This window comes from Nocardia araoensis NBRC 100135 (assembly GCF_000308435.1).
GTDB classification, from domain to species: Bacteria; Actinomycetota; Actinomycetes; order Mycobacteriales; family Mycobacteriaceae; genus Nocardia; species Nocardia araoensis.
On sequence record NZ_BAFR01000077.1, the window covers coordinates 1 to 22994 of the forward strand.

The following is a 22994-nucleotide window of genomic DNA, read 5'->3' on the forward strand; positions in this document are numbered from 1 at the left end:
CGGGCAAGGACGGCGCGGGCTCGAACACCGCGCGCTTCGCGGGCGCCTTGCGCGGCCGCGGCGCGGGAGTGGTGCTGGCCGGTCGCGCCGGCGCGGCCGACGGGCAGGGGCCGATCGGCGTGGTCCGCGCCGACGCCGCGCTCGCGGCCCAGGTGAGCACCGTCGACAATGTCGAGCGCGAACTCGGCCGGGTCACGACCGTGCTCGCGCTCCCCGAACAGCTCAACGGGGGCGCGGGACGCTACGGCACCGGTGCGAAAGCCGCCTCGCTCACTTTGGCCGTGGTGCCGGGCTGACCGGCCGGAACGCCGTCGTGGGCGGCACACCGGAGTCCGCGCTGGTCCCGGCCCCGATCGGCCGCTGACGCGCGTCTTCGCAACCAGCTCACCGGGCGCGCGGGTGACCGCGTCGCGATCTACCGCGCAGTCCGGCCGCGAGGGCTTTCCTGGGTGCCCGCGATCGGCGGGCAAACGCGCGTGGCATTCGAACGGACGGGCGGATTCGTGTTACCGTGAAGACCCGTGGGTCAAACACGGATTCAGGCGCGAACGGACACGAAGCACATCTTCGTCAGCGGTGGTGTCGCCTCCTCATTGGGTAAAGGTCTTACCGCCTCCAGCCTCGGTCAGCTGCTGACGGCGCGTGGGCTGCGCGTCACGATGCAGAAACTCGACCCGTATCTGAACGTCGATCCCGGCACGATGAACCCCTTCCAGCACGGCGAGGTGTTCGTGACGGAGGACGGCGCGGAGACCGACCTCGACGTCGGCCACTACGAGCGCTTCCTCGACCGGGACCTGTCCCGGGACGCGAACGTGACCACCGGGCAAATCTATTCGTCGGTCATCGCCAAGGAGCGCCGCGGCGAGTACCTCGGCGACACGGTGCAGGTGATCCCGCACATCACCGACGAGATCAAGAACCGGATCCTCGCGATGCGCGGCCCGGATCTGCAGGGGCAGACCCCGGACGTGGTGATCACCGAGATCGGCGGCACCGTCGGCGACATCGAGTCGCAGCCGTTCCTGGAGGCCGCCCGCCAGATCCGCCACGACGTCGGCCGGGACAACGTCTTCTTCCTGCACGTGTCGCTGGTGCCCTACCTGGCGCCCTCCGGCGAGCTGAAGACCAAGCCGACCCAGCACTCGGTGGCCGCGCTGCGCAATATCGGCATCCAGCCCGACGCGCTGATCCTGCGCTGCGATCGCGAGGTTCCGCAGGCGCTGAAGAGCAAGATCGCGCTCATGTGCGACGTCGAGGTGGATGCCTGCATCTCCACGCCGGACGCGCCGTCGATCTACGACATCCCCCGCGTGCTGCACCGGGAGGGGCTCGATGCCTACGTGGTGCGCAGGCTGGGCCTGCCGTTCCGGGACGTGGACTGGACCGTGTGGGGCGACCTGCTCGACCGGGTGCACTCGCCGCGCGAGACCGTCGAGGTCGCACTGGTCGGCAAGTACATCGACCTGCCCGATGCCTACCTCTCGGTCACCGAGGCGCTGCGCGCGGGCGGGTTCGCCTCGCGCGCCAAGGTGAACATTCGCTGGGTGCCCTCCGACGAGTGTGAGACCCCCTCCGGCGCGCAGCACGCGTTGCACGACGTGGACGCCGTCTTGATCCCCGGCGGCTTCGGCGTCCGCGGCATCGAGGGCAAGGTCGGCGCGATCCACTACGCGCGCACCCGCGGCATTCCGCTGCTCGGCTTGTGCCTGGGATTGCAGTGCGTCGTGATCGAGGCGGCGCGCACGGTGGGGCTGGCCGAAGCCAACTCGGCCGAATTCGAACCGGACACGCCGCACCCCGTCATCTCCACCATGGCCGACCAGGAGCAGGCCGTGGCGGGGGAAGCCGATCTCGGCGGCACGATGCGGCTGGGTGCCTACCCGGCGACGCTGGAGAAGGGTTCGGTCGTCGCTCAGGCCTACGGCAGCGAGCACGTCTCCGAGCGTCATCGTCACCGTTACGAGGTGAACAACGCCTATCGCGACAAGATCGCCGAGAGCGGCTTGAAGTTCAGCGGCACCTCGCCGGACGGGCACCTGGTCGAGTTCGTCGAGCTGCCCGCCGACGTGCATCCGTTCTTCGTCGCCACGCAGGCGCACCCGGAGTTGAAGAGCAGGCCGACCCGCCCGCATCCGCTGTTCGCGGCGCTCATCTCGGCGGCGCTGAAATACAAAGCGGCCGAACAACTCCCGGTGGACATTCCGGGCGAAGCATTGGCGGGAGCGGCGGAACAGGCGTAGCGGCATGACCAACGGGGGCGCTGCCGAGCCGGGCAGCCACGACTTCGAGATCGAATCCAGCAAGACCGTCTACAGCGGCGCGATCCTCGCGTTGCGGCTCGACCAGGTGCGGATGCCGGGTGGCCGGGTCGTCGAGCGCGAGGTGATCGAGCACCACGGCGCCGTCGCCGTCGCCGCGATCGATGACGACGACAACGTGGTGCTGATCAACCAGTACCGCCACCCGATCGGCAGGCGGCTGCTCGAACTTCCCGCAGGCCTGCTCGATGTGCCCGGCGAGGACCCGCTGCTCGCGGCGCGCCGGGAACTGGCCGAGGAGACCGGGCTGGCCGCCGAGGAGTGGGCGGTCCTGGTGGACGTGGCGCTCTCGCCCGGGTTCACCGACGAGGCGCTGCGGGTCTACCTGGCCCGCGGGCTGTACGAAACCGAGCGCCCGGAGCCGGAATTCGAGGAGGCGGACCTGGAAGTGGTCCGTATGCCGGTCGACGCGGCGGTCCGCGCCGCGCTGAGCGGCGAGATCGTCAACGCCACCGCGGTGGCGGGCGTGCTCGCGCTGGCGGCCGCGCGGGCGGGCGGCATCGATCCGCGGCCGCCGGACGCGCCATGGGACGGGCAGCCGACGACCTTCCTCCGCCGCAAGGCGGCCGAGAAGTCCGAAGACTGACCGGAGGTGCTCGGCCGCGAGCTCGACACCTATCTCGACCACCTCGCCGTCGAGCGCGGCGTCGCGCCCAACACCCTGGGCGCCTACCGGCGTGACCTCGGCCGGTACCTGGACTTCTTGGCCGGGCGCGGCATCGGCTCGCTCGACCGGGTCGACGAGTCCGATGTCGCGGAGTTCACCATGGCGCTGCGCTCGGGGGGTCCAGGGCACCCGCCGCTCGCGGCGAGTTCGGTGGCCCGCGCGCTGATCGCGGTGCGCGGCTGGCATCGCTTCGCCGCCGCGGAAGGACTGACCGACACGGATGTGGCGCACGCGGTGAAGCCGCCCGCGCCCGGGCGCAGGTTGCCCAAGGCGCTGCCCTATGACCAGGTGCTGAAACTGCTGGAGGCGGCGGGCGGTGGTCAGGGCGACCCCGCCGCGGGCGTGGACGGCGGACCGCGCGGCCTGCGCGACCGCGCGCTGCTGGAGTTGCTGTACTCCACCGGCGCCAGGATCTCGGAAACGGTAGGGCTGGACGTCGACGATCTCGACATCGAGGAACGGGCGGTCGTACTGCGCGGCAAAGGCGGGAAACAGCGTCTGGTGCCGATCGGGCGGCCCGCGCTCGCCGCCGTGGACGCCTATCTGGTTCGGGGGCGCCCGGTGCTCGCCGCGCGCGGAAAAGGCAACGCCGGAGCCCTGTTCCTGAATGTCCGCGGCGCCAGGCTGTCCCGGCAGAGCGCCTGGCAGGTGCTGCACACCGCCGCCGAACGCGCGGGCATCGCCGCGTCGGTGTCGCCGCACACGCTGCGCCACTCCTTCGCCACCCATTTGCTCGACGGTGGCGCCGATGTCCGGGTGGTGCAGGAATTGCTCGGCCACGCCTCGGTGACCACGACCCAGATCTACACCTTGGTGACGGTCAACACCCTGCGCGAAGTCTGGGCCACCGCGCATCCCCGCGCCCGGTGATCCATTGCCGCGGATGGAATTCGCGCGTGCGCAAGCCGGCTCGGCGACGCGACGGAACAAAGTGGACTTCAGTCCGGTTGTGCTGGTCTGCCGGGTGGGCGCGGTGTTGTTCGCCGACGGCTCGGTTTCCGACCACAACGCGAGGTGAATTGCATGGCAAAGTCTTTCATCGTCCACCAGGCCGACGTCGAGGCGATTCCGCTGCCCGGCGGCGGCTCCTTCCGGCTGCTCGAGGACAGCGAGAACTCCGAAGGACTCTTCGGCGCCAACCGGCTCACCCTGGCCGCGGGTGCGGACGGCACCCGGCCGCACCATCACACGAAGTCGACCGAGATCTTCTATGTGCTGAGCGGCACAATGGATTTCCTGGTGGACGGCGCGCGGAACGCGGTGGGCGAAGGCGGCTTGGTGGTGGTTCCGCCGGGCGTGGTGCACGCCTTCGGAGCCGCCGCCGACGGGCCCGCCGAGTTTCTGGCTGTGCTCACACCCGGTATCGTCCGCTTCGAGTACTTCCGGCAACTCGGCCGGATCGCACGCGGGGAGGCGGACTGGGACAGTATGAACGAGTTGCACGACCGGTTCGACGTTCATTTCGATGGCGGACCGCAATGGCGCTGACCAGCGCTGCACGAACACGCCGCGCGCAGGCGCGGCACTCGAGTGCCGTCAAGCGGTAGCGTCTATCGAGAGCTGGACCGCACGAAAGCGAGGTCGGCCCTGATCGGCCTCGCTACGCTCGGCGAGGCAACCGGCAGGAACGTATAAGGAGCAGCGGATCGTGACGACAGCCGGAGCGGCAGAGCCGCCGATGGGTGCTGGGGCGGAGCCGCTTACGGGCTCGCGACCGGGTCCGTACTCGGACGCCGCGGCGGAAACGCTGTGGGGCCACGGAGTGGAGCCGGTCCCGGAGGATGCGACGCTCGGCCCGACCGGACGGCCGTTGCGGCTGGTGCCGGACCCGCCGCCGGTCGGTCAGCACGGCGACGCGTTGATCGTGGCCATGTGCAACCAGAAGGGCGGCGTCGGCAAGACCACCTCCACCATCAATCTCGGTGCCGCGCTGGCCGAATACGGCCGTCGCGTCCTGCTCGTCGACCTGGACCCGCAGGGCGCGCTGTCGGCCGGGCTCGGCGTCGCCCACCACGACCTCGACCTGACCGTGCACAACCTGCTCATCGGCTCCAAGGTGTCGGTCGACGACGTGCTGATGCAGACCCGGGTCCCGAACATGGACCTGCTGCCGAGCAACATCGACCTCTCCGCCGCCGAGATCCAGCTGGTCAACGAGGTGGGCCGGGAACAGACGCTCGGCCGGGCGCTGGAGCCGATCCGCAACCGCTACGACTACATCCTCATCGACTGCCAGCCTTCGCTCGGTCTGCTCACGGTCAACGCCTTGGCCTGCTCGGACGGCGTGATCATTCCGATGGAGTGCGAGTATTTCTCGCTGCGCGGCCTCGCGCTGCTCAACGACACCGTCGAGAAGGTGCGGGACCGGCTGAACCCGCGGTTGAGCCTGTACGGAATAGTGGTCACCATGTTCGACTCTCGACTGCTGCATTCCCGCCAGGTCATGGCGCGCGTGGTCGAGGTGTTCGGTGATCTGGTCTACGACACCGCCATCGCGCGCACCGTCCGTTTCCCGGACGCCAGCGTCGCGGGCGAGCCGATCACCACATGGGCGCCGAAATCCAGTGGCGCCGAGGCGTATCGGTCGATGGCTCGGGAAGTCATCCACCGATCCGGCCGGTGACCGGCCGCTCCGACCCCTCGTCTGCGTCCCACAACAACCCGTCCGGCCAGGGGTCTTCCCCGGCCGGACCGACGCCGGACGACCGCGCGCCCGATGCCGTGCGGGGTCCCGCACTCGGAAATGCGGCCGCCGCCTTCATCGCCGCAGGTCGGGACGCCGCCGACCCCCGACGCCCGAACCCGGCCATTGTCGGAGGCGCGACGTCCCGCCCCGCCCGAGGGGGCGATACCCCGGTTCCGCAGGACACCGCGGACGAACCATCCCCGAAACCACCCGTGCAGCCCGAGACGGTCGCGCGGCAAGGAGCTGGCACATCGGGCGATCAGCCCGCTGCCGAGTCGGACGAACGGGGCCTTCCGGCAGACGAGCCGGACGCGGATGGCCGTTCGTCGGCTGCGCTCGGCCGTTCGGACGCACCGGACGCCTCTGGCGTTGCGCCGGACACGTCGGCCGCCTCCGGTCCTTCACCCGACACCTCGCAGGCGTCCGAACCGCAGGCGTCCGGATTCCGGCTGCGGCTGAGCAACTTCGAGGGACCGTTCGACCTGCTGCTCACCTTGATCAGCTCGCGCAAGCTGGACGTCACCGAGGTGGCGTTGCACAAGGTCACCGACGAGTTCATCGCCTACACCAAGGCGCTGACCGCGAACATGGCGCGACAGAACACGTTGCGCGCGGACAAGATCCTGGACCAGACCACGGAATTCCTGGTCGTCGCCGCCACGCTGCTGGACCTGAAGGCGGCGCGCCTGCTGCCGTCCGGGGAGATGACCGACGCCGAGGATCTCGAACTGCTCGAGGCGCGCGACCTGCTGTTCGCCCGGCTGCTGCAGTACCGCGCCTTCAAGCAGGTCGCCGAACTGCTCGGCGAGCTGGAGGCGGCCGCGCTGCGCCGCTATCCGCGCGCGGTCGGCCTGGAGGAGCGCTACGCCGGTCTGCTGCCCGAGGTTACGCTGGGTGTCGGGGCGGCGGAGTTCGCCGCGATCGCCGCGGCGGCCTTCCGGCCCCGTCCGGTACCCAAGGTCGGGCTCGACCACTTGCACACGCACGCGATCTCGGTGGCCGAGCAGGCGGCACTGGTGCTGGAGCGGCTCAAACAGCGTGGTGCGGGTGCGTGGACCTCGTTCGGCGAACTGGTCGCCGACTGCGAGGTCCCGGTCCAGATAGTCGCCCGCTTCTTGGCGCTGCTCGAGCTGTATCGCGGCAAGACGATCGAGTTCGATCAGCCCGATCCGCTCGGTCCCTTGGCGGTCAGCTGGATCGGCGACGAGGCCGCGCAACAGGTGGACACCGTGACAATCGAGGAGGACTACGGGTGAGCGAGCACAGTGTGCGATCGCGCACGACGGAGCCGGACTCCGGCGAGGCGCAGTCGTGAGCGAGGCAGTGGTGGAACTCACCCCCGAACCGCTCGCGGACGCCGATCTGCGTTCGGCGCTGGAGGCCATGCTGCTGGTCATCGACTCGCCCGCACCGGTTGACCAGCTCGCGACCGCTCTCGGCGACAGTTCCGAGCGCGTCGAGCGGACCCTGCGGGAGATGTCCGCCGAGCTGTCGGCGCGATCCAGTGGGATAGATCTGCGTTTCGTCGGTGACGGCTGGCGCTTCTATACTCGCAGCGAGTACGCGCCGTATGTGGAGCGGATGCTGCTCGACGGCTCCCGATCGAAACTGACCCGGGCGGCCTTGGAGACGCTGGCGGTGGTGGCATACCGTCAGCCGGTGACCAGGACCAGGGTCAGCGCGGTGCGCGGCGTGAACGTCGACGGGGTCATGCGCACACTGCTGGCCAGGGGTCTGATCGCCGAGGCAGGCGTGGACCCGGAGACCAACGGGACGCTGTACTGCACGACCGAGCTGTTCCTGGAACGGATCGGACTCGCTTCGCTGAGCGATCTGCCGCCACTGGCGCCGCTGCTTCCGGGCGTCGACCTGATCGACGAGATCAACGAGAGCCTGGAGACGGACCCCCGGTACACCAGGTTGAGGAAACCCGCCGAGGCCGACTTGGACCTCGGCACCGAAGAGTGACAGGACATCATGAATACGCCCGCTCGCCGAGATGGCACACCGGATCGTAGGAAACGCGGCGCACAGCCCGAACGGGGCGGCGCGAGCCGCGGCTCGAGTTCGCGCGACGCTCGTTCGGCCCAGCGGGGGATCGCCTCGCGTGGCGCCCAGCAGGGTGGGGCAGGCCGAGCTGCTGCCCAGCGCGGATCGGCCCCGGCTCCGAGCCCGCAGCGGCACACGGCCGCGGCGAACAAGAAGAAGCCCAAGCCGCAGCGGCAGGCCGCACAGCCGCCGCTGCTGAGCAACGCCAAGCCCGCGCGCCACCAGAACGTCGAAGCCGCCCCGTCCGGAGGACACGCCAAGCTCCCGTGGGGCGAGGGGGAGCGGTTGCAGAAGGTGCTCGCCAAGGCGGGCGTGGCCTCGCGCCGGGCCGCCGAGGAGATGATCGCGCAGGGCCGCGTCGAGGTCGACGGCATGATCGTGCGCGAGCAGGGCTTGCGCATCGACCCGCAGCACGCGGTGGTGCGCGTCGACGGCACGCGCGTGGTGGTGCGCGAGGAACTGGTGCACGTCGCGCTGAACAAACCCAAGGGCTGGCAGTCGACCATGTCCGACGACCTGGGACGTCCCTGTGTCGGCGACATCGTGGCCGAGCGGATCGCCGCGGGCCAGCGACTGTTCCATGTCGGAAGGCTGGACGCCGACACCGAGGGTCTGTTGCTGCTCACCAACGACGGCGATCTGGCGCACCGGCTGATGCACCCGTCCTTCGAGGTCTCCAAGACCTATCTGGCGACGGTGCACGGCGAGGTCAACAATCGCGCGGTGGGCAAGCGGCTGCGCGAAGGCCTCGAGCTGGAGGACGGTCCCGCCAAGGTCGACCGCTTCCAGGTGCTCGAGCTGGGGGAGGGACGTTCTTTGGTGAAGCTGGTGTTGCACGAGGGGCGCAAGCACATCGTGCGCCGCTTGCTCGACGCGGTGGGTCACCCGGTCATTCGGCTGGTCCGCACCCATATCGGTCCGGTCGCGCTCGGCGACCAGCGGCCCGGCACGCTGCGCGTGCTCGGCCGCGATGAAATCGGCAAACTCTACGAGGCGGTGTCGTTGTGAACGGTGTGGAGATCCCGGTGCAGGCGCCGGCGCGGATGGCCGGTACGAGCCCGCTGGTGGTCGCCATGGACGGGCCGTCGGGCACCGGGAAGTCGAGCGTCTCCCGGCGCTTGGCCACCCGGCTCCGCGCCCGGTACCTCGACACCGGCGCGATGTACCGGGTGGCGACGCTGCGCGTGCTGCGCGCGGGCATCGAGCTGACCGACACCGCGGCCATCGCCGCCGCGGTCAAGGAGTTGCCGCTGTCCATCGGCACCGATCCCAGCCGCGAGGTGATCGAGCTGGACGGCGAGGACGTGCGGTCGGAGATTCGCGGCGACGCCGTCACCAAGGCGGTTTCCGCGGTCTCCGCGGTGCCCGAGGTGCGTGAGCTGCTCGTCGCCATGCAGCGCGAGATCACGGTGGCCGCGGGTCGGATCGTGGTCGAGGGCCGCGATATCGGCACCGTCGTGCTGCCCGCCGCGGACGCCAAGATCTACCTGACCGCCTCCGCCGAGGCGCGGGCGCACCGGCGCAATCAGCAGAACATCGCCGAGGGCCGGGGCGATGACTACGCGGGCGTGCTCGCCGACGTGCAGCGCCGCGACACGCTCGACTCGACCCGCAAGGTGTCCCCGCTGCGCCCCGCCGAGGACGCGGTCGAGGTCGACACCAGCGAACTGTCCATGGACGAGGTCATCGACGAGCTGTACCGCGTGGTCGCGGAGCAGGTCTCGGCGTGCGGGGCCGGAGGGAAACGATGAACGGGGACGTGCTCGCCGGCGACGGCGTCTGGAGCGACGAAGCCGACTGGGAGCTGACCGATCTAGAGGGCGAATTCGAGGACTCCGCGCACGTCGCGATGCCGACGCTGGCCGTGGTCGGCAGGCCGAACGTGGGCAAGTCGACGCTGGTCAACCGGATCCTCGGCCGTCGTGAGGCGGTCGTGGAGGACATCCCGGGCGTGACTCGCGACCGCGTGTCCTACGAGGCGAACTGGGCGGGTCGGCGGTTCCTGGTCCAGGACACCGGCGGCTGGGAGCCCGACGCGAAGGGGCTGCAGCAATCGGTGGCCCGCCAGGCCGAATTGGCCATGCACACCGCAGACGCGATCCTGCTCGTTGTCGACGCCGTCGTGGGCGCCACCGCCACCGACGAGGCGGCCGTGAAGAAGCTGCGCCGCTCCGCGGTCCCGGTCATCCTGGTCGCCAACAAGGTCGACGACCAGCGGGTGGAAGCGGAAGCGGCGGCGCTGTGGTCGTTGGGACTCGGCGAGCCGCGCATGGTCAGCGCCGCGCACGGCCGCGGCACCGGCGACCTGCTCGACGACGTGCTCGAGGTGCTCCCGGAAACTCCGCGCGAGGGGACCGGCGGCGTCGGCCCGCGTCGCGTGGCGCTGGTCGGCAAGCCGAACGTCGGCAAGTCGAGCCTGCTCAACAAGCTGGCGAACGACGAGCGCTCCGTGGTGCACGATGTCGCGGGCACCACGGTCGACCCGGTGGACTCCCTGGTCGAACTGGGCGGCAAGGTGTGGAAGTTCATCGACACCGCCGGGTTGCGCCGCAAGGTGGCCAATGCCAGCGGCACCGAGTTCTACGCCTCGTTGCGCACCAAATCCGCGCTGGAGGCCTCGGAGGTGGCGATCATGCTGATCGACGCCTCGCAGCCGATCACCGAACAGGATCTGCGGGTGATCAGCATGGTCGCCGATTCCGGGCGGGCGCTGGTGCTGGCGTTCAACAAGTGGGACCTGGTCGACGAGGATCGTCGCCTGCAACTGGAGCGCGAGGTCGACCGCGACCTGGTCCGGGTGCCGTGGGCGCAGCGGGTCAACATCTCCGCGCACACCGGGCGCGCGGTGCAGAAGCTGGTACCCGCCATGGAGACCGCGCTCGAATCCTGGGACAAGCGCATTCCCACCGGCAGGCTCAACAACTGGCTGAAGGAAGTGATCGCCGCGACCCCGCCGCCGATGCGCGGCGGCAGGTTGCCCCGCGTGCTGTTCGCCACCCAGGCGACCACGAGGCCACCCACGTTCGTGCTGTTCACCACCGGCTTCCTGGAGGCGGGCTACCGGCGCTTCCTGGAGCGCAGGCTGCGCGAGGAATTCGGTTTCGACGGCTCCCCGGTGCGCATCTCGGTGCGGGTGCGGGAGAAGCGGGATCGTTCGAAGAAGTAGGCGACAACGGCGAGGCCACGGGAACCCCGGGGCCTCGCCTCGGTTCCGATGCCGATCGGGAGGCTCGTGCGGATAGGCGTGCGGCGGTAGGGACGGCTGGAGAGCAGGCAACGCCTGGGCCGAAGCTAATTGCCAGCGAGTCATATCCGTTATGGGGCGGCTTGATCAAAAGCCTAACGGGAGCAATAGTTTCTCGTATAGATGACGATATGGGCGTTACCTCCCGCAGTTCCGGCAAATATCTGGCATCATCCGGGCATGGGTATTCCCAGCGTGCTGCCGGAACCTCCGCCCGTCCTGACTCCTTTCGAGACGGGATGGCCGGTGCGCCTCGCCGACACCGACCGCGACCAGCGCCTGCGACTCGACGGTGTCGCGCGCTACCTCCAGGACGTCGGCTACGACCATCTCGAGGTCTTGGAAGACGGCGACATCCATCGCTTGTGGGTGATCCGCAGGACGGTGATCGACGCGCTCAAGCCGCTCGGATTCGGTGAGTCGGCGACGTTGCGGCGGTGGCCTTCGGCGACGTCCACCCGGTGGTGCACGATGCGCGTCCAGATCGGCGGCAGCGCGGGCGGGCTGGTGGAGACCGAGAGTTTCCTGATCCATTTCGGCACCGAATCGGGCGTCCCGACCCGGATGAGCGATCGGTTTCTCGCGCCCATGCTGGACTGCACGACCGAGCACCGGCTCCGCTGGAAAGCCGAGCTCACCGAGCCCATGCCCGCGGCGGGCGAGCCCGGCGTGCAGATCTGGTCCTTCCCGCTCCGGGCCACCGACATAGACCTGCTCGACCATGTGAACAACGCGGTCTATCTCACCGCGCTCGAAGAAGTACTCGCCGATCACGCCGAACTGAAATCGGGTCCGCACCGCGTGGTGGTCGAGTACGGGAAACCGGTGCGGTCCGCCGAGCACCTCGAGCTCGTCGCCCGCCGCACCGACTCGAGACTGGACGTGTGGTTCGCCGTCGGCGCGGACTGCCGTGCGGTCGCCCGCGTCACCCCGCGCTAACCGGCCAACTGTTCGACGGTGGCGTGTGCGCCCCTGGTGCGCAGGTTGTCCAGGGCCGCCAGATACGCGGTCACGAACCGGGGGTGGTCGATCAGGTCGCCGAACAGCGAGCGTTCGCCGAGGAAAGCGGTGGGCTGCTCGCGTTGCCGCCGCGCGAGGGGGACCAGCCGGTCGCGCAGCCGGTCCACGATCTCGATCGGCTGCCCGTGCTCGTCCACGCCCTCGGCATAGCGTGCCCAGCTCGCGACGACCGCCGCCGCGCAGTCGATCGGACCGCCGGTGGCCAGCTGCGCCCTGGCCACGGGCAGTAGCCACTTCGGGATCCGGTCGGAGGATTCCGCGCACAGCCGGGCGATGGTGTCGCCGATCGCGGGATTGGCGAACCGGTCGAGCAGCGTCCGCTTGTAGTCGCCGAGGTCGACTCCGGGCACCGCGCGCAGCGTCGGCGTCGCCTCGGCGTCCATGTAGCGCGTCAGGAACCGCCGGAAGGCCGGATCCTGTGCGGCTTCGTGGACCAGCCGGTATCCGCTCAGGTATCCGAAGTAGCACAGTGCCTGGTGGCTCGCGTTCAGCAACCGCAATTTCATCAGCTCGTACGGGGTGACGTCGTCGACCACCTGCACGCCGACCTCCTCGAAGGCCGGACGGCCGAGTCCGAAGGAATCCTCCAGCACCCACTGCGCGAACGGCTCGGTCAGCACCGGCCAGCGGTCGGTGATCCCGTAGCGCCGCTCGATCTCGCCGGTCGCGCCGGGCGGGGTCACCGGGGTGATCCGGTCCACCATCGAATTCGGGAAGCGCACCTGCTCCGCCACCCAGGCTCCGAGCCCCGGATCGCGCAGCGCGGCGAACGCGCCGAACATTCGGCGCGCGACGTTCCCGTTGCCCTCGATGTTGTCGCAGGACAGCACGGTGAACGGCGCGACGCCGCTGGCTCGGCGGCGGGCCAGCGCTTCGGTGACGAGTCCGAACACGGTGCCGGGCGGCGCGTCTGCGGCCAGATCGGCGCGGATGGCGGGATCGTCCGGGTCGAATTCCCCGGTGGCGGCGGCGATGCGGTAACCGCCTTCGGTGATGGTGAGCGAGACGATGCGGGTCCCCGGATCGGCGAGCTTCGCCACGACGGCCGCGGGATCGTCCGGCGCGTACCGATAGTCGACCAGCGAGCCGATCGCGCGCGTTGTCCACGTGCCGTCCGGCGCGACCGTCGACAGCGTGTACAAGCCGTCCTGGGCCCGCAGTACGTCGCGCATGCGGCGATCGCCGGGCAGCACACCGACCCCGCAGATGCCCCAGTCCTGCGCGAGCCCGCGTTCGAGCAAGCGGTCGACGTACATCGCCTGGTGGGCTCGATGGAACCCGCCGACACCGAAATGCACTATGCCCGTGGTGATTCGAGATCGGTCGTAGCCCGGTGTCGAAACCCGGCCTGCGAGGCAGGCCAGCGTCGCCGCCTGTAGGGGCGTGGTCGTCCGTTCCGGCATCCCGCACCTCCCGGTGTTGTGTGGATCACACCATAGTGCAGCGGAAGTTCGGCACCGGTCAGGTCGGCGGGCTCGGCAGCAACGATTCCAGGCCGTGCCGACGAGTGCCGTGCGGGTTCCTGCCGGGGCGGTCACCCCGTTTCGCCCGGCCGGGAAGCGACCGGGGGGTTTATCGCCACGGAGCTGGGTAGACCGTCGATGACCCGATCGACGGCAGAAAGGTTCAGCGCGATGTCCCAACCCATCACCAGTACTTTGGACCCGGAGCAGCAGCGCATCGCGGGCGAGACCCTCCAGGCGACGGTGGTCGACCTGATCGACCTGTCGCTGATCGCGAAGCAGGCGCACTGGAACGTGATCGGCTCCAACTTCCGATCGGTGCACCTGGCGCTGGATGAGTTGGTAACCGTGGCACGGGAGTTCACGGACTCGGCCGCGGAACGCGCTACCGCCGTGGGAGTCAGCCCGGACGGGCGCGCCGCGAGCGTGGCCAGGGATTCCGGCGCACTGGGTATCGGCGAGGGCTGGCAGCAGGACACCGACGTCATCGACACGATCGTCGGCAACCTCGCCGCCGTGATCAAGCGGCTGCGTGAGCGCATCGCGGCGACCGAGAAGGCCGATCCGGTGACCCAGGATCTGTTCCTGGCGATCGCGGCGCGGCTGGAACAGTTGCACTGGATGTGGCAAGCGCAGCTCGCCACGGTCTGATGCGGCTGATCACGTGCGCGTTCGGCGCGCAGGCCACCGAGACCGCCACGGTCACGGTGCGGATCCCCGCCGACGCGCGACAGCTCGCGTTGATCCGCGCGATGACCGACACCGTGTGCCTGGTCGCCGAGGCGCCCCTCGACGCGGCCTCGGACATCCGCTTGGCGATCAACGAGGCGGCCTCGATGCTGCTGGCGGATGCTCTGCCGGGCTCGGCGCTCGGCTGTGCGTTCACCTACGGCCTGGGTCGGATGAGCGTGCGCGTCGATGCCGTCGCCGTGGTCGGCGACGACGCGCACCGCGATCCGTTGAGCTGGGAACTCGTCCGCATGCTCACCCGATCCCTCTCGATTTCCCGTGGCCCTTTTGATTCCGAACTCGGCGGGTATCCGACCGTTATCGAATTCAGTTGGGAACGAGGACCATTTGATGACACGTGAGTTCACGACCGACGGAAATGGCACGGCGGGCCGGACCCGCGGGGGCGACAGCTACGACAACATCGAGCCGTGGTTCGAGAAGATGGCCGCCATGGACGAGGGCGATCCGCACCGCGCGGCGCTGCGCGAGGAGGTGACCCGGCGGTGTCTTCCCCTCGCCGAGCACATCGCCAGGAAGTTCTCCGGTCGCGGTGAGAACTACGAGGACCTGCTGCAGATCGCCCGGGTCGGGCTGGTGCTGGCGGTGGACCGGTTCGACGTCTCGCGCGGCAGTTCCTTCCTCGGGTTCGCTGTTCCCACCATCATGGGCGAGGTGCGCAGGCACTTCCGGGACCACACGTGGTCGCTGCGAGTGCCGCGCCGGCTCAAGGAGATCCAGCTGCGCGTCGGCCCGGCCACCGAGACGCTGTCGCATCGCCTCGGGCGGATGCCGACCGCAAGGGAGATCGCCGAGGAATTGGACGTCGACCTCGTCGAGGTCACGCAGGCGCTCATCGCGGGCAACGCCTACCAGGCCAACTCGCTGGACGCGGCAGGCCGGGAGGACGGCGACGGCGCGCCGCAGTCGCTCGCCGACACGCTGGGGGCCGAGGAACCGTGCTACGACCTGCTGGAACAGGCGATGGCCGTGCGTCCCCTGATCGCCGAGTTGCCGCCACGCGATCGGCAGGTGCTGATCATGCGCTTCTACGAGTCGCGGACCCAGAGCCAGATCGCCGAGCAATTGGGCGTCTCCCAGATGCAGGTGTCGCGCATCCTCGCCCGGATTCTGAAGGAATTGCGCGAACGCGCGCTCGGTCCGGACGAACTCGCGTCGACCGCGGCTTGACCGCGCTCACGTGCGCGGGCGGGCGGCCGAGCCGGTCATCGGCGTGGCGGACACCTCACCCGTCCAACCGCACGGCAGGGCGCAGCTGGCGATGATCTTGGTCTCCCGATCGCCGTTGTCGTAGCGCAGGGTGGTGGTCTCCGCGTAAGCGGGATATCCGCACGCTCGGCATTTGCCGAAGAAGTCGAGGATCTCCTCGGTACGGGAGTGCGCGATTCGTCGTGCGGGCTTGTCGTCCATAACCTCTCCAGCCAGCGTGCGGTTGTGCCGAGCAGGCGTCTGTGACGTTAGGAGCGTTGGTCGCCGCCCGCGGGAGTTCGGGTGATCGTTGGGCTGATTCACAGGCGCCGCGCTGGTGATTTGGGCCGGTTCCCAGGCTCAAGTGAATGCTGGGCAATCGCAGCGTATTTCCTGCGTATCGCTGGTAACGGCGACGATGCACCGGCTACTTGACCTCGCTTGTGACTGACGTTACAAAGGAGCTACCCGCCGACCCGAAGTTCTTCGAACCGGCCGACGAGAAGTGCACAAGTTGGTTACCGATGTCATCGACGTAGTCGCCGAATTCGCGATCGCCCGCAAGACCATCTGGGATCTGCTGCTCGAACCGCAGACGTATCCGCGCATGTTCACGGGAATCGGCGCGTGCGAGCAGATCCAATCCGCCGACGGCAATGTGGTCTGGCAGATGCGCGTCGGCACCTACGAGTCGGGCATCCGCACCCACCAGATCCGGCTGAACGTGGGCCGGTGGTACGAGAGCTTCGAAATGCAGTACGCCGCCCTGGGCAGCTTCGCCTCGGTGCGGCTGCACGGCGACGAGGAACGCACCAAGGTCACGGTCACCTATTTCGCGCCGAGCCGAGTGCACCCGCGGGTGGCCGAGCTGTCCAATGTGGCGATCGCGGAGTGGACCAAGAGCGGATTGAAACGGGTGGCCGACGTCGCCAAGGGCGCGCGGACCTCCTTGGTCGTCAACGGCGAGGATTCGCCGATCCGGCGCAACGCGGGCGTGGCGCGGCAGATGGTGGCCACCGGCGTCGTGCTGCCGGTTCGTCTCGATCGGAGTCTCAAACAGCTGCGCTCCCTGGCGAAGTGGGGTTTCAACCTGGCGGGCGGGTACGCGGCGGGCGCGGCGTATGCGCCGGAGCGGACCGCGATCATCGACGACCGCGGCACCCGGTCCTTCGCCGATATGCACGAGCGCACCAACGCGCTGGCCGCGGCGATGGCCGCGCACGACCTCGGCCCCGGCGACGCCATCGGGCTGCTGGCACGCAACCACGCGGCCATGGTCGAATGCATGGTCGCCGCGGGCAAAGCGGGTGTGGACGTAGCCCTGCTGAATGCCGGGCTCGCGGGCCGCACCATCGAGGAGATCGTCCAGCGCGACCGCCTGTCGGCGCTGTTCGTCGACGGCGACCTGGAGGAGTTGGTGCGCTACTTGCACACCGACATCCCGCGATACAACACCGACGAGCGTCCTCCGGTGCCGGACCGGACCACCGTGAACCAACTCGTGGCGGAGGGGCACACGACGTTCCGTACGCCTGCCCAGCCGGGACGGCTCATCGTGCTCACCTCCGGGACCAGCGGGACGCCGAAGGGCGCGCGCAGGCCGCATCCGAAGGGCTTCGGGTCCATCGCGGCATTGCTGTCGCGCATCCCGATGCAGACGAACGAGACCATGCTGATCCCGGCGCCGCTGTTCCACACCTGGGGGCTGGCCGGCCTGCAACTGAGCACCGCGCTGCGCGCGACGGTGGTGCTGGCCGAACGGTTCGACGCGGAGGACTGTCTGCGCCGCATCGCCGAGCATCGGGTCAACACGGTGATCGTGGTGCCGACCATGGTGCAGCGCATCCTCGACCTCCCCGCGCACGTGCGTGCTCGCTACGACACCTCCAGCCTGCGGCACATGATCAGCTGCGGTGCGCCGCTGGCGGGCGCGACCGTCGAGCGATTCATGGCGGCGTACGGGGACGTCCTCTACAACGTCTACGGCTCCACCGAGGTCTCCTGGGCGACCATCGCCACCCCCGAGGACCTGCACACCGCGCCGACCACAGCGGGCCGCCCGCCGCTGGGCACGAAGGTCGCCGTGCTCGGGCCGGACCATCGCAGGCTGCCGATCGGCGCCACCGGACATATCTTCGTCGGCAACCACATGTTGTTCGACGGCTACGTCAACGCGGCGCCACCGGACGAAGCGCACGGCATGCTCGACACCGGCGACCTGGGCTATCTCGACGCCGCGGGCCGGTTGTTCATCGCAGGACGGGACGACGAGATGATCATCTCCGGTGGCGAGAACGTCTTCCCGCGCCCGGTCGAGGAGGCGCTCGCGCACCTACCGCAGGTCAGCGATGTCGCCGTGGTCGGTGTGCCGGACCACGAATTCGGTCAGCGGCTCGCGGCGTTCGTGGTGAAACGCGAAGGGTCCGGTCTGGATTCGGACATGGTGCGCACCTACATCCGCAACCGCTTGAGCCGCTTCTCGGTGCCGCGCGACGTCACCTTCCTCTCGGCGCTGCCGCGCGGTGACACCGGCAAGATCCTCAAGCGTCTGCTCGCCGGTCCCGGCGCGACCGGACCGGAGCTGCCGCCGTCGATCAACGGTCTCGGCACCGCGGGATCGCCCTGACCTTCCGGCGGCAGCGTCCGGCGCTCAATAGACGGTGTCCTCGAGGTCGGTCAACGCGGATTCCAGATGATCGAGCAGCCTGGCCACGTCCGGCACGCTGCGGCGACAGGCGACGATGCCGACGTCCAGGCTGTCGGCGTTGCTGGTGAGGGTGATGTTCACCGCCTGGCCGTCGAGCGGGATCGACAGCGGGTAACCGGCCGCGACGCGCGCTCCGTTCCAGTACTGCGGTTCGCGCGGCCCCGGAATGTTGGAGATGACGATGTTGAACGGCGGGCTGGTCAGCGCGGCGGTGACGGGAAGCAGCAGTGACAGGGCGAGCGGACTGAGCGTCAGCGCCGACAGCGAGACCGCCTGGACGGGGGTGAGCGCGCGGTAGATCTCTTTGCTGCGATGCATCGAGGAGCTGATCGCCGCCAGCCGCGCGGCCGGGTCGGGCAGGTCGGTGGCCAGATTGCACAGCAGTGCCGCCACGGCGTTGCCCCCGCCGTCACCGTCGTCGGATTCGGGACGCAGTGAGACCGGCACCATGGCGATCAGCGGCTTGTCCGGCAGGGCGACGTGTTCGAGCAGGTACGTGCGCAGCGCGCCCGCCGACATGGCCAGCACCACGTCGTTGAGCGTGGTGCCGGTCATCTTCTTGACCTGCCGGATCCGGTCCAGCGGCCAGGAACGGGCGGCGCAGCGGCGGGCCCCGCCGATCGGGACGTTGAACATGGTGCGCGGTGCGGCGAAGGGCAGCGTCAACTGCTGCTCGAGCAGCGCGGTGCGGGCCAGGCGCAGGGCCGACGGCGCCGAACTCGCCGCGGCGATCAGGGCGCGCGTCCGGGTGCCGAGCGTCTGCCCGCGCGGTGCGTTCGCGCGTGGCCGGGTCGACGGCGGGAGATGCCAGGGCACCAGCGCTTCGCCGGATTCCGGGTCGGTGGTGAGCGTTCGCTGCAACAGGCGTTGCGCGCCGACGCCGTCGATGAGGGCGTGGTGCATCTTGGCGTACAAGCCGACCCGGTCGCCTGCGAGTCCTTCGATCAGATGCGCCTCCCACAGCGGCCGGTGCCGGTCGAGCAGGGTGCTGTGCAGTCCCGCGGCTACCTCGGTCAGGGCGTCCAGGCCACCCGCTTCCGGTAGCGCCCACCGCTGGACGTGGTAGTCGAGGTCGATGGCGCTGTCCACGGTCCATGCCAGCTGCGGGGTGCCGAAGAGGCTGGCGGGCCGCTTGCGGAAGGTGGGATGGAAGTTCTGATCGGCCGCGAGCGTGGCGTACGCGCGCCGGGCGAATTCGGGTCCGGTGCCCTCGACGGGATCGAAGATCGACAGCGAACCGACGTGCATCGGATGCTCGCGTGATTCCGCGATGAGGAACAGGGCGTCCACCGGCGAGATGAATTCCATGCGCAGTTCCCTCCTGGCGACGCTCCGCCACGGTCTGGTTCCGGACGTGGGGGAAGGCCGTGACTGCTCATGGCGCGGGAGATCTACGCCGGTCGAACGACGATCCACCACCGATGATTCGATGCCGAATCCGGACCGGCTGGGCGGTTCGTCACGGAATTGTGCGCGCCGGCCTCAGGACAGGCGGCTGATCGGCCAATCCGGTGGCAGTTGGAGGCGTTCGCTGATCATGCTGATCGCGGTGTGCAGAGCCTGGATCTCGTCGACGCCGCTGGCCAGTGACGCGCCCTGCTTGCTGATGTGGAATCGGCACAGGTGCTCGCGCCGACCCGACGCCAGGTACGGCCTGCCGATGATGATCGACAACGAGCTGTCGGCATCGTGCAAAGTGCGGGCCGCGATGAGCGCCTGCGGCTCGCAGGCGACCGTCGTGGCGGCGCGCGAGGGACGGGCGGGGGCCGCGGGGAAGCCGGGGTCGGACGGCTCGGTCACCGCGAAGTGCGCGCCGTGGCTGTTGGCCTCCCGCAGCTCCTGAGCGATCTCCTGGAACGCGCGGTAGAGCGCGGCGATGGAATCGACGCCGTGCGCCCATCGTTCGCCGATGCCCTGGATGCGGAAACCGCACACCACACCGGTTTCGCCCGGTGCCATCTGCGGTTTTCCCACCTCGATGGAGACTTCTCGGGTGTCATCGCAGACGGTTCGGGTGGCGATCACCTCCCTGATCCGCCGCCATTTCATGCTCGCGATCGCACCGCCGTGTTCGGATTCGCGCACTGCGGGCGTGGTCGTGTCACCAGTGACCCGCGCCGGTATCGCTCTCATGATGTCTGGAGTACCCAAGTTGGACCCCGGTTTATCCTGCGGTTCGAGGTGAGCTGGACCGCAGTGTGAAGACACGCCGTATCGGCAAAAGGGCTACCGGACGGTTAACGCGCCTCGCGTTTGGCAGGCTGTCGCCGAGGGTGTGATGGTGGGGCCGCGACGATGAGGAGGGGCGGACGAAGTGGTTACGATTGCGCAGTTGCGAGCGGTTCTGTCGATCCTGCGCGTCGACCCGGAAGAGGTCGGCGCACGGGCGGGTGAGACCGGTCTGCACGGTCCGGACGCCGAACGTGTCCTACTGATCGGTTTGCTACACCGGATCGCGAGCAGCGAGCTGCGTCACGTCGTCACCACGACGATGGACGACGCGGAGGCCGCACGGGCCGCCGCGGTCAGCACCCTGCCGGTGAACGGCGAGAACCCCACGGAGCAAGCGCGTTTCGACGCGCACTGGCTGCACGACCGCATCGGCGCGCTGGCGGCGGGCGCCACCGTGGAACCGGTGCCGGTGCTGTTGGACGCCGCCGCGCGGTCGGCGGACGCGGCCGAGGCCCTGCTGCTGCTCAGCCGCAATCCCCGCGGCCACGACGCGGACACCAGATGGGAGCGTGCGCTCGACGACCTGGGGCGCGCCTATCACTTGATCAACGACGAGCGAGTGGGCCGCTCGAACACGACGACCGCGCCGCTGTTGTAGCGGCGCGGTCGACGGAGCTCTCTCCCGGCGGCGTGTCACACGCCGCCGGGAGACGGCTACTTGGTCGGGGCCGGAGCGGGTTGGACGGGCTTGTCGGCGAAGCGGGTGGTGCCGTCCGCCGCCTGCAGCGTGGTGAGCAGGTCGACACCCGCAACGACGAGTGTGGGTCCGCCGACCGCGATGGTTCCGAGGATGCCGCCGAGGCTCGCGCCGGTCAGCAGACCGGCCACGCAACCGACGGCGATGGTGACCAGGCAGCCGATCGTGGCGCCGATGGCGGTGCCGACGAAACCGCCGATGGCGGTGGCGAGTCCGAACTGGCTGGCGAATTCGTCACGGGCGCGCTGGTTCTCGGTCATGGACGCGACCGGTTTGGCCACCAGCGGCTCGGTGATCGCGATGCCCTCCGGCCTGGTCGGCTTCAGCTCGAGCACCGTGCTGTCCTTCTTCACCTCCGGGCGCACCGGAATGGCGGTTCCCGCGATCCGGAAGTCGAGCGGCAAGGTCATCGCGACGCGGCCGTCGCGGTCCCGGATGTCGACCACGTCGATCACCTGCGCGATGTCGGCCGGTGCGCCGGCATGGTCGACGAGCACCCCGTTGCGCTCGGTTAGTCGAGCGTTCTCGTCGCCCGCGGGCTGATCACGCAGTGCCTTGGACAATTCGAAGGTTCCGCCCCGGAGCGCGGCGACCACGGTCTGGTCGACGATCTTGGCCGAGTAGGTGATGTCCGGAGCGGGCTCGGCGTGCGCGACGCCCGCGCTGAGGGTCAACGAGCCGATGGCGAGTATCGCTGCCGCAGTGATGCCGCGGAGTTGCATGATTCGTCCATTCCTTCATCGGGTTCACACCTGCGTCCAACACGGCCGGACCCGCGCACTCCGGCGGCGCAAGAGCAGTCGTCTAGGGTCGTCGAGCAGCCTAGCAGCGCCCGCAGCAACCGATGAGCGTTCCGGCTCGACCGGCCGGAGATGAAAAATTCTCCGACCGGCCGAATTTCGGATCCGCCGGGTCAGCGCGCGGCGGCGAGTTCGCTTGCCTGCCGGGCGCGCAGGATCGTCGCGCTGGTGCCGGGCGGCCACTCCAGTCCCGCGTCGAGCCGGTCGAGCACCACGGCATCGGGCCGCGGATTGCGGGACCGTTCGATCTCGCTGATCGCCTTTGCCGGTGGGCCGCCGTTGCCCGCCACGTCCGCCTGGGTCCACTTCATCTCCCGCCGCCGCGCTCGCACGCGCGTGGCGAGCGCGTCGAGGTCGAGCACGATGGCCGTCTCGACCTCTTTCGGGGGCCGCGGCGCCGGTGCGCCGTGCTCTGCCTCTTGGTGCTTCTCCCGCAGCATCCCGCTGGTGATCAGCCTGGACCGTTTCCGCCTACCCATTTTCGCCACACGCTCTCCCATCCTCGGTCGAGTCGATCGATTGCGTCGCACTGCTCCGGCGGGCGGGCGGCGCCCTCCGCGCCGGTAACGCTGAACATCATGGGGGAGGTCGGGTGCGGACCTCGCTCGACGCGCCGGGTCAGTGCGCGCGGTCCTCCGGCTGGAGAATCAGCACCGGGATCTCGCGCTCGGTCCAGGATTGATAGGTGTCGAAGTCCGCGTAGAGGGCTACGAGCAAGGGCCACAGCCGATTCTTCTCGTCCGGGCTCGCCACGCGGGCGCGGACGCGACGGTGCTCGGCGCCGATCTGCACCTGGGTCGCGGGATGCGCCAGGAGATTGAAATACCACTGGGGATGATTCGGCAACCCGCCCTGGGAGGCGACAACCACCAGGTCGGCGCCGTCGACGAGATACAGCAGCGGGACGGTGAACAGCTTGCCCGATCTGCGGCCCCGATGCTCGAGCAACAAGGTGGGTACCGGCTTATGGAAGCCCGCTCCGATCCGCCATCGTCCGCCGACACGCCCTCCGGTTCGGCGATACACCCGGGCCTGCGCTCGGGACATGTACTTGATGACGGTCGTGACCAGCGGCGAATCGAGATGGCGCGGCCGGTTCGGCATCAGCGATCACCCCGCTCGGGCCGGGGTGCGGCGGTGGAATCGGGAGCGGTGGCGAATGATTGATCC

General features: G+C 69.3%; 24 protein-coding genes. 17 read left to right on the forward strand and 7 right to left on the reverse strand.

Annotated features, from left to right (window positions below):
- The 12 genes from ON21_RS10330 to ON21_RS10385 all read left to right on the forward strand — a co-directional run.
- Positions 1-296, forward strand: a 296-nt coding sequence (locus ON21_RS10330; RefSeq protein ID WP_039797491.1) for a copper transporter, incomplete at its 5' end; no start/stop codon positions are given.
- 225 nt (positions 297-521) lie between these two features.
- Entirely contained in the window at positions 522-2243 is a 1722-nt protein-coding gene (pyrG, locus tag ON21_RS10335; RefSeq protein ID WP_039797493.1) for a CTP synthase, read from the forward strand.
- A gap of 4 nt (positions 2244-2247) precedes the next feature.
- On the forward strand, positions 2248-2907 hold the full coding sequence (locus ON21_RS10340; RefSeq protein WP_039797496.1) for an NUDIX domain-containing protein: 660 nt from the start codon (positions 2248-2250) through the stop codon (positions 2905-2907).
- A 6-nt stretch (positions 2908-2913) separates the two neighbouring features.
- Positions 2914-3858, forward strand: coding sequence for a site-specific tyrosine recombinase XerD (xerD, locus tag ON21_RS10345; RefSeq protein WP_039797498.1), 945 nt, complete (start codon positions 2914-2916; stop codon positions 3856-3858).
- Between the two features lie 153 nt (positions 3859-4011).
- The gene (locus tag ON21_RS10350; RefSeq protein WP_039797500.1) at positions 4012-4476 is read left to right on the forward strand and encodes a cupin domain-containing protein; all 465 of its coding nucleotides are present in this window, start codon (positions 4012-4014) and stop codon (positions 4474-4476) included.
- 190 nt (positions 4477-4666) lie between these two features.
- On the forward strand, positions 4667-5611 hold the full coding sequence (locus tag ON21_RS10355; protein ID WP_039797501.1) for a ParA family protein: 945 nt from the start codon (positions 4667-4669) through the stop codon (positions 5609-5611).
- A gap of 512 nt (positions 5612-6123) precedes the next feature.
- Positions 6124-6930: a segregation and condensation protein A gene (locus ON21_RS10360; protein ID WP_039797519.1), complete on the forward strand. Its 807-nt coding sequence runs from the start codon at positions 6124-6126 to the stop codon at positions 6928-6930.
- Between the two features lie 55 nt (positions 6931-6985).
- A complete protein-coding gene (gene scpB, locus ON21_RS10365; protein ID WP_039797502.1) occupies positions 6986-7642 on the forward strand; it encodes an SMC-Scp complex subunit ScpB in 657 nt (218 codons plus the stop codon).
- Positions 7643-7651: 9 nt separating this feature from the next.
- Complete coding sequence (locus tag ON21_RS10370) at positions 7652-8731, forward strand: pseudouridine synthase (RefSeq protein WP_083880524.1); 1080 nt, start codon at positions 7652-7654, stop codon at positions 8729-8731.
- A 35-nt stretch (positions 8732-8766) separates the two neighbouring features.
- Positions 8767-9474, forward strand: coding sequence for a (d)CMP kinase (gene cmk, locus ON21_RS10375; RefSeq protein ID WP_039797521.1), 708 nt, complete (start codon positions 8767-8769; stop codon positions 9472-9474).
- On the forward strand, positions 9471-10889 hold the full coding sequence (gene der, locus ON21_RS10380) for a ribosome biogenesis GTPase Der (protein ID WP_039797504.1): 1419 nt from the start codon (positions 9471-9473) through the stop codon (positions 10887-10889). The genes cmk and der overlap by 4 nt, the downstream gene beginning before the upstream one ends.
- Positions 10890-11147: 258 nt before the next feature.
- A complete protein-coding gene (locus ON21_RS10385) occupies positions 11148-11906 on the forward strand; it encodes an acyl-[acyl-carrier-protein] thioesterase (RefSeq protein WP_039797506.1) in 759 nt (252 codons plus the stop codon).
- Here the strand turns inward: ON21_RS10385 and ON21_RS10390 are convergent.
- Positions 11903-13390: a mannitol dehydrogenase family protein gene (locus ON21_RS10390; protein WP_083880525.1), complete on the reverse strand. Its 1488-nt coding sequence runs from the start codon at positions 13388-13390 to the stop codon at positions 11903-11905. The two genes, ON21_RS10385 and ON21_RS10390, sit on opposite strands and share 4 nt — an antisense overlap.
- A 231-nt stretch (positions 13391-13621) precedes the next feature.
- Here ON21_RS10390 and ON21_RS10395 point away from each other — a divergent pair, with 231 nt between their 5' ends.
- The 3 genes from ON21_RS10395 to ON21_RS10405 are packed head-to-tail and all read left to right on the forward strand — an operon-like array spanning position 13622 to position 15370.
- Positions 13622-14101: a Dps family protein gene (locus tag ON21_RS10395; protein WP_039797508.1), complete on the forward strand. Its 480-nt coding sequence runs from the start codon at positions 13622-13624 to the stop codon at positions 14099-14101.
- Positions 14101-14541, forward strand: a complete 441-nt coding sequence (locus ON21_RS10400; RefSeq protein WP_051020644.1) for a hypothetical protein — start codon at positions 14101-14103, stop codon at positions 14539-14541. The genes ON21_RS10395 and ON21_RS10400 overlap by 1 nt, the downstream gene beginning before the upstream one ends.
- Entirely contained in the window at positions 14531-15370 is an 840-nt protein-coding gene (locus ON21_RS10405; RefSeq protein WP_039797510.1) for an RNA polymerase sigma factor SigF, read from the forward strand. Before ON21_RS10400 ends, ON21_RS10405 begins: the two co-directional genes overlap by 11 nt.
- Positions 15371-15376: 6 nt before the next feature.
- On the opposite strand, the gene ON21_RS10410 is transcribed toward ON21_RS10405, so the two are convergent.
- Complete coding sequence (locus ON21_RS10410) at positions 15377-15610, reverse strand: hypothetical protein (protein ID WP_039797512.1); 234 nt, start codon at positions 15608-15610, stop codon at positions 15377-15379.
- Positions 15611-15902: 292 nt separating this feature from the next.
- On the opposite strand from ON21_RS10410, the gene ON21_RS10415 reads away from it, so the two are divergent.
- Positions 15903-18014, forward strand: a complete 2112-nt coding sequence (locus ON21_RS10415) for an AMP-binding protein (RefSeq protein ID WP_051020646.1) — start codon at positions 15903-15905, stop codon at positions 18012-18014.
- Positions 18015-18038: 24 nt separating this feature from the next.
- Here the strand turns inward: ON21_RS10415 and ON21_RS10420 are convergent, their stop codons facing one another.
- Together ON21_RS10420 and ON21_RS10425 are read right to left on the reverse strand one after the other, a co-directional pair.
- Positions 18039-19403, reverse strand: a complete 1365-nt coding sequence (locus ON21_RS10420) for a WS/DGAT/MGAT family O-acyltransferase (RefSeq protein ID WP_039797513.1) — start codon at positions 19401-19403, stop codon at positions 18039-18041.
- Between the two features lie 174 nt (positions 19404-19577).
- A complete protein-coding gene (locus ON21_RS10425; protein WP_157170780.1) occupies positions 19578-20228 on the reverse strand; it encodes a DUF6968 family protein in 651 nt (216 codons plus the stop codon).
- Between the two features lie 199 nt (positions 20229-20427).
- Here ON21_RS10425 and ON21_RS10430 point away from each other — a divergent pair, with 199 nt between their 5' ends.
- Complete coding sequence (locus ON21_RS10430) at positions 20428-20925, forward strand: hypothetical protein (RefSeq protein WP_039797515.1); 498 nt, start codon at positions 20428-20430, stop codon at positions 20923-20925.
- Positions 20926-20981: 56 nt separating this feature from the next.
- On the opposite strand, the gene ON21_RS10435 is transcribed toward ON21_RS10430, so the two are convergent.
- The 3 genes from ON21_RS10435 to ON21_RS10445 all read right to left on the reverse strand — a co-directional run bounded on the left by ON21_RS10435 (position 20982) and on the right by ON21_RS10445 (position 22928).
- The gene (locus ON21_RS10435) at positions 20982-21746 is read right to left on the reverse strand and encodes a DUF8020 domain-containing protein (RefSeq protein WP_039797516.1); all 765 of its coding nucleotides are present in this window, start codon (positions 21744-21746) and stop codon (positions 20982-20984) included.
- A 191-nt stretch (positions 21747-21937) separates the two neighbouring features.
- Complete coding sequence (locus ON21_RS10440) at positions 21938-22303, reverse strand: helix-turn-helix domain-containing protein (RefSeq protein ID WP_039797517.1); 366 nt, start codon at positions 22301-22303, stop codon at positions 21938-21940.
- Positions 22304-22442: 139 nt separating this feature from the next.
- Entirely contained in the window at positions 22443-22928 is a 486-nt protein-coding gene (locus ON21_RS10445; protein WP_039797518.1) for a nitroreductase family deazaflavin-dependent oxidoreductase, read from the reverse strand.
- Between the last annotated feature and the right edge of the window lie 66 nt (positions 22929-22994).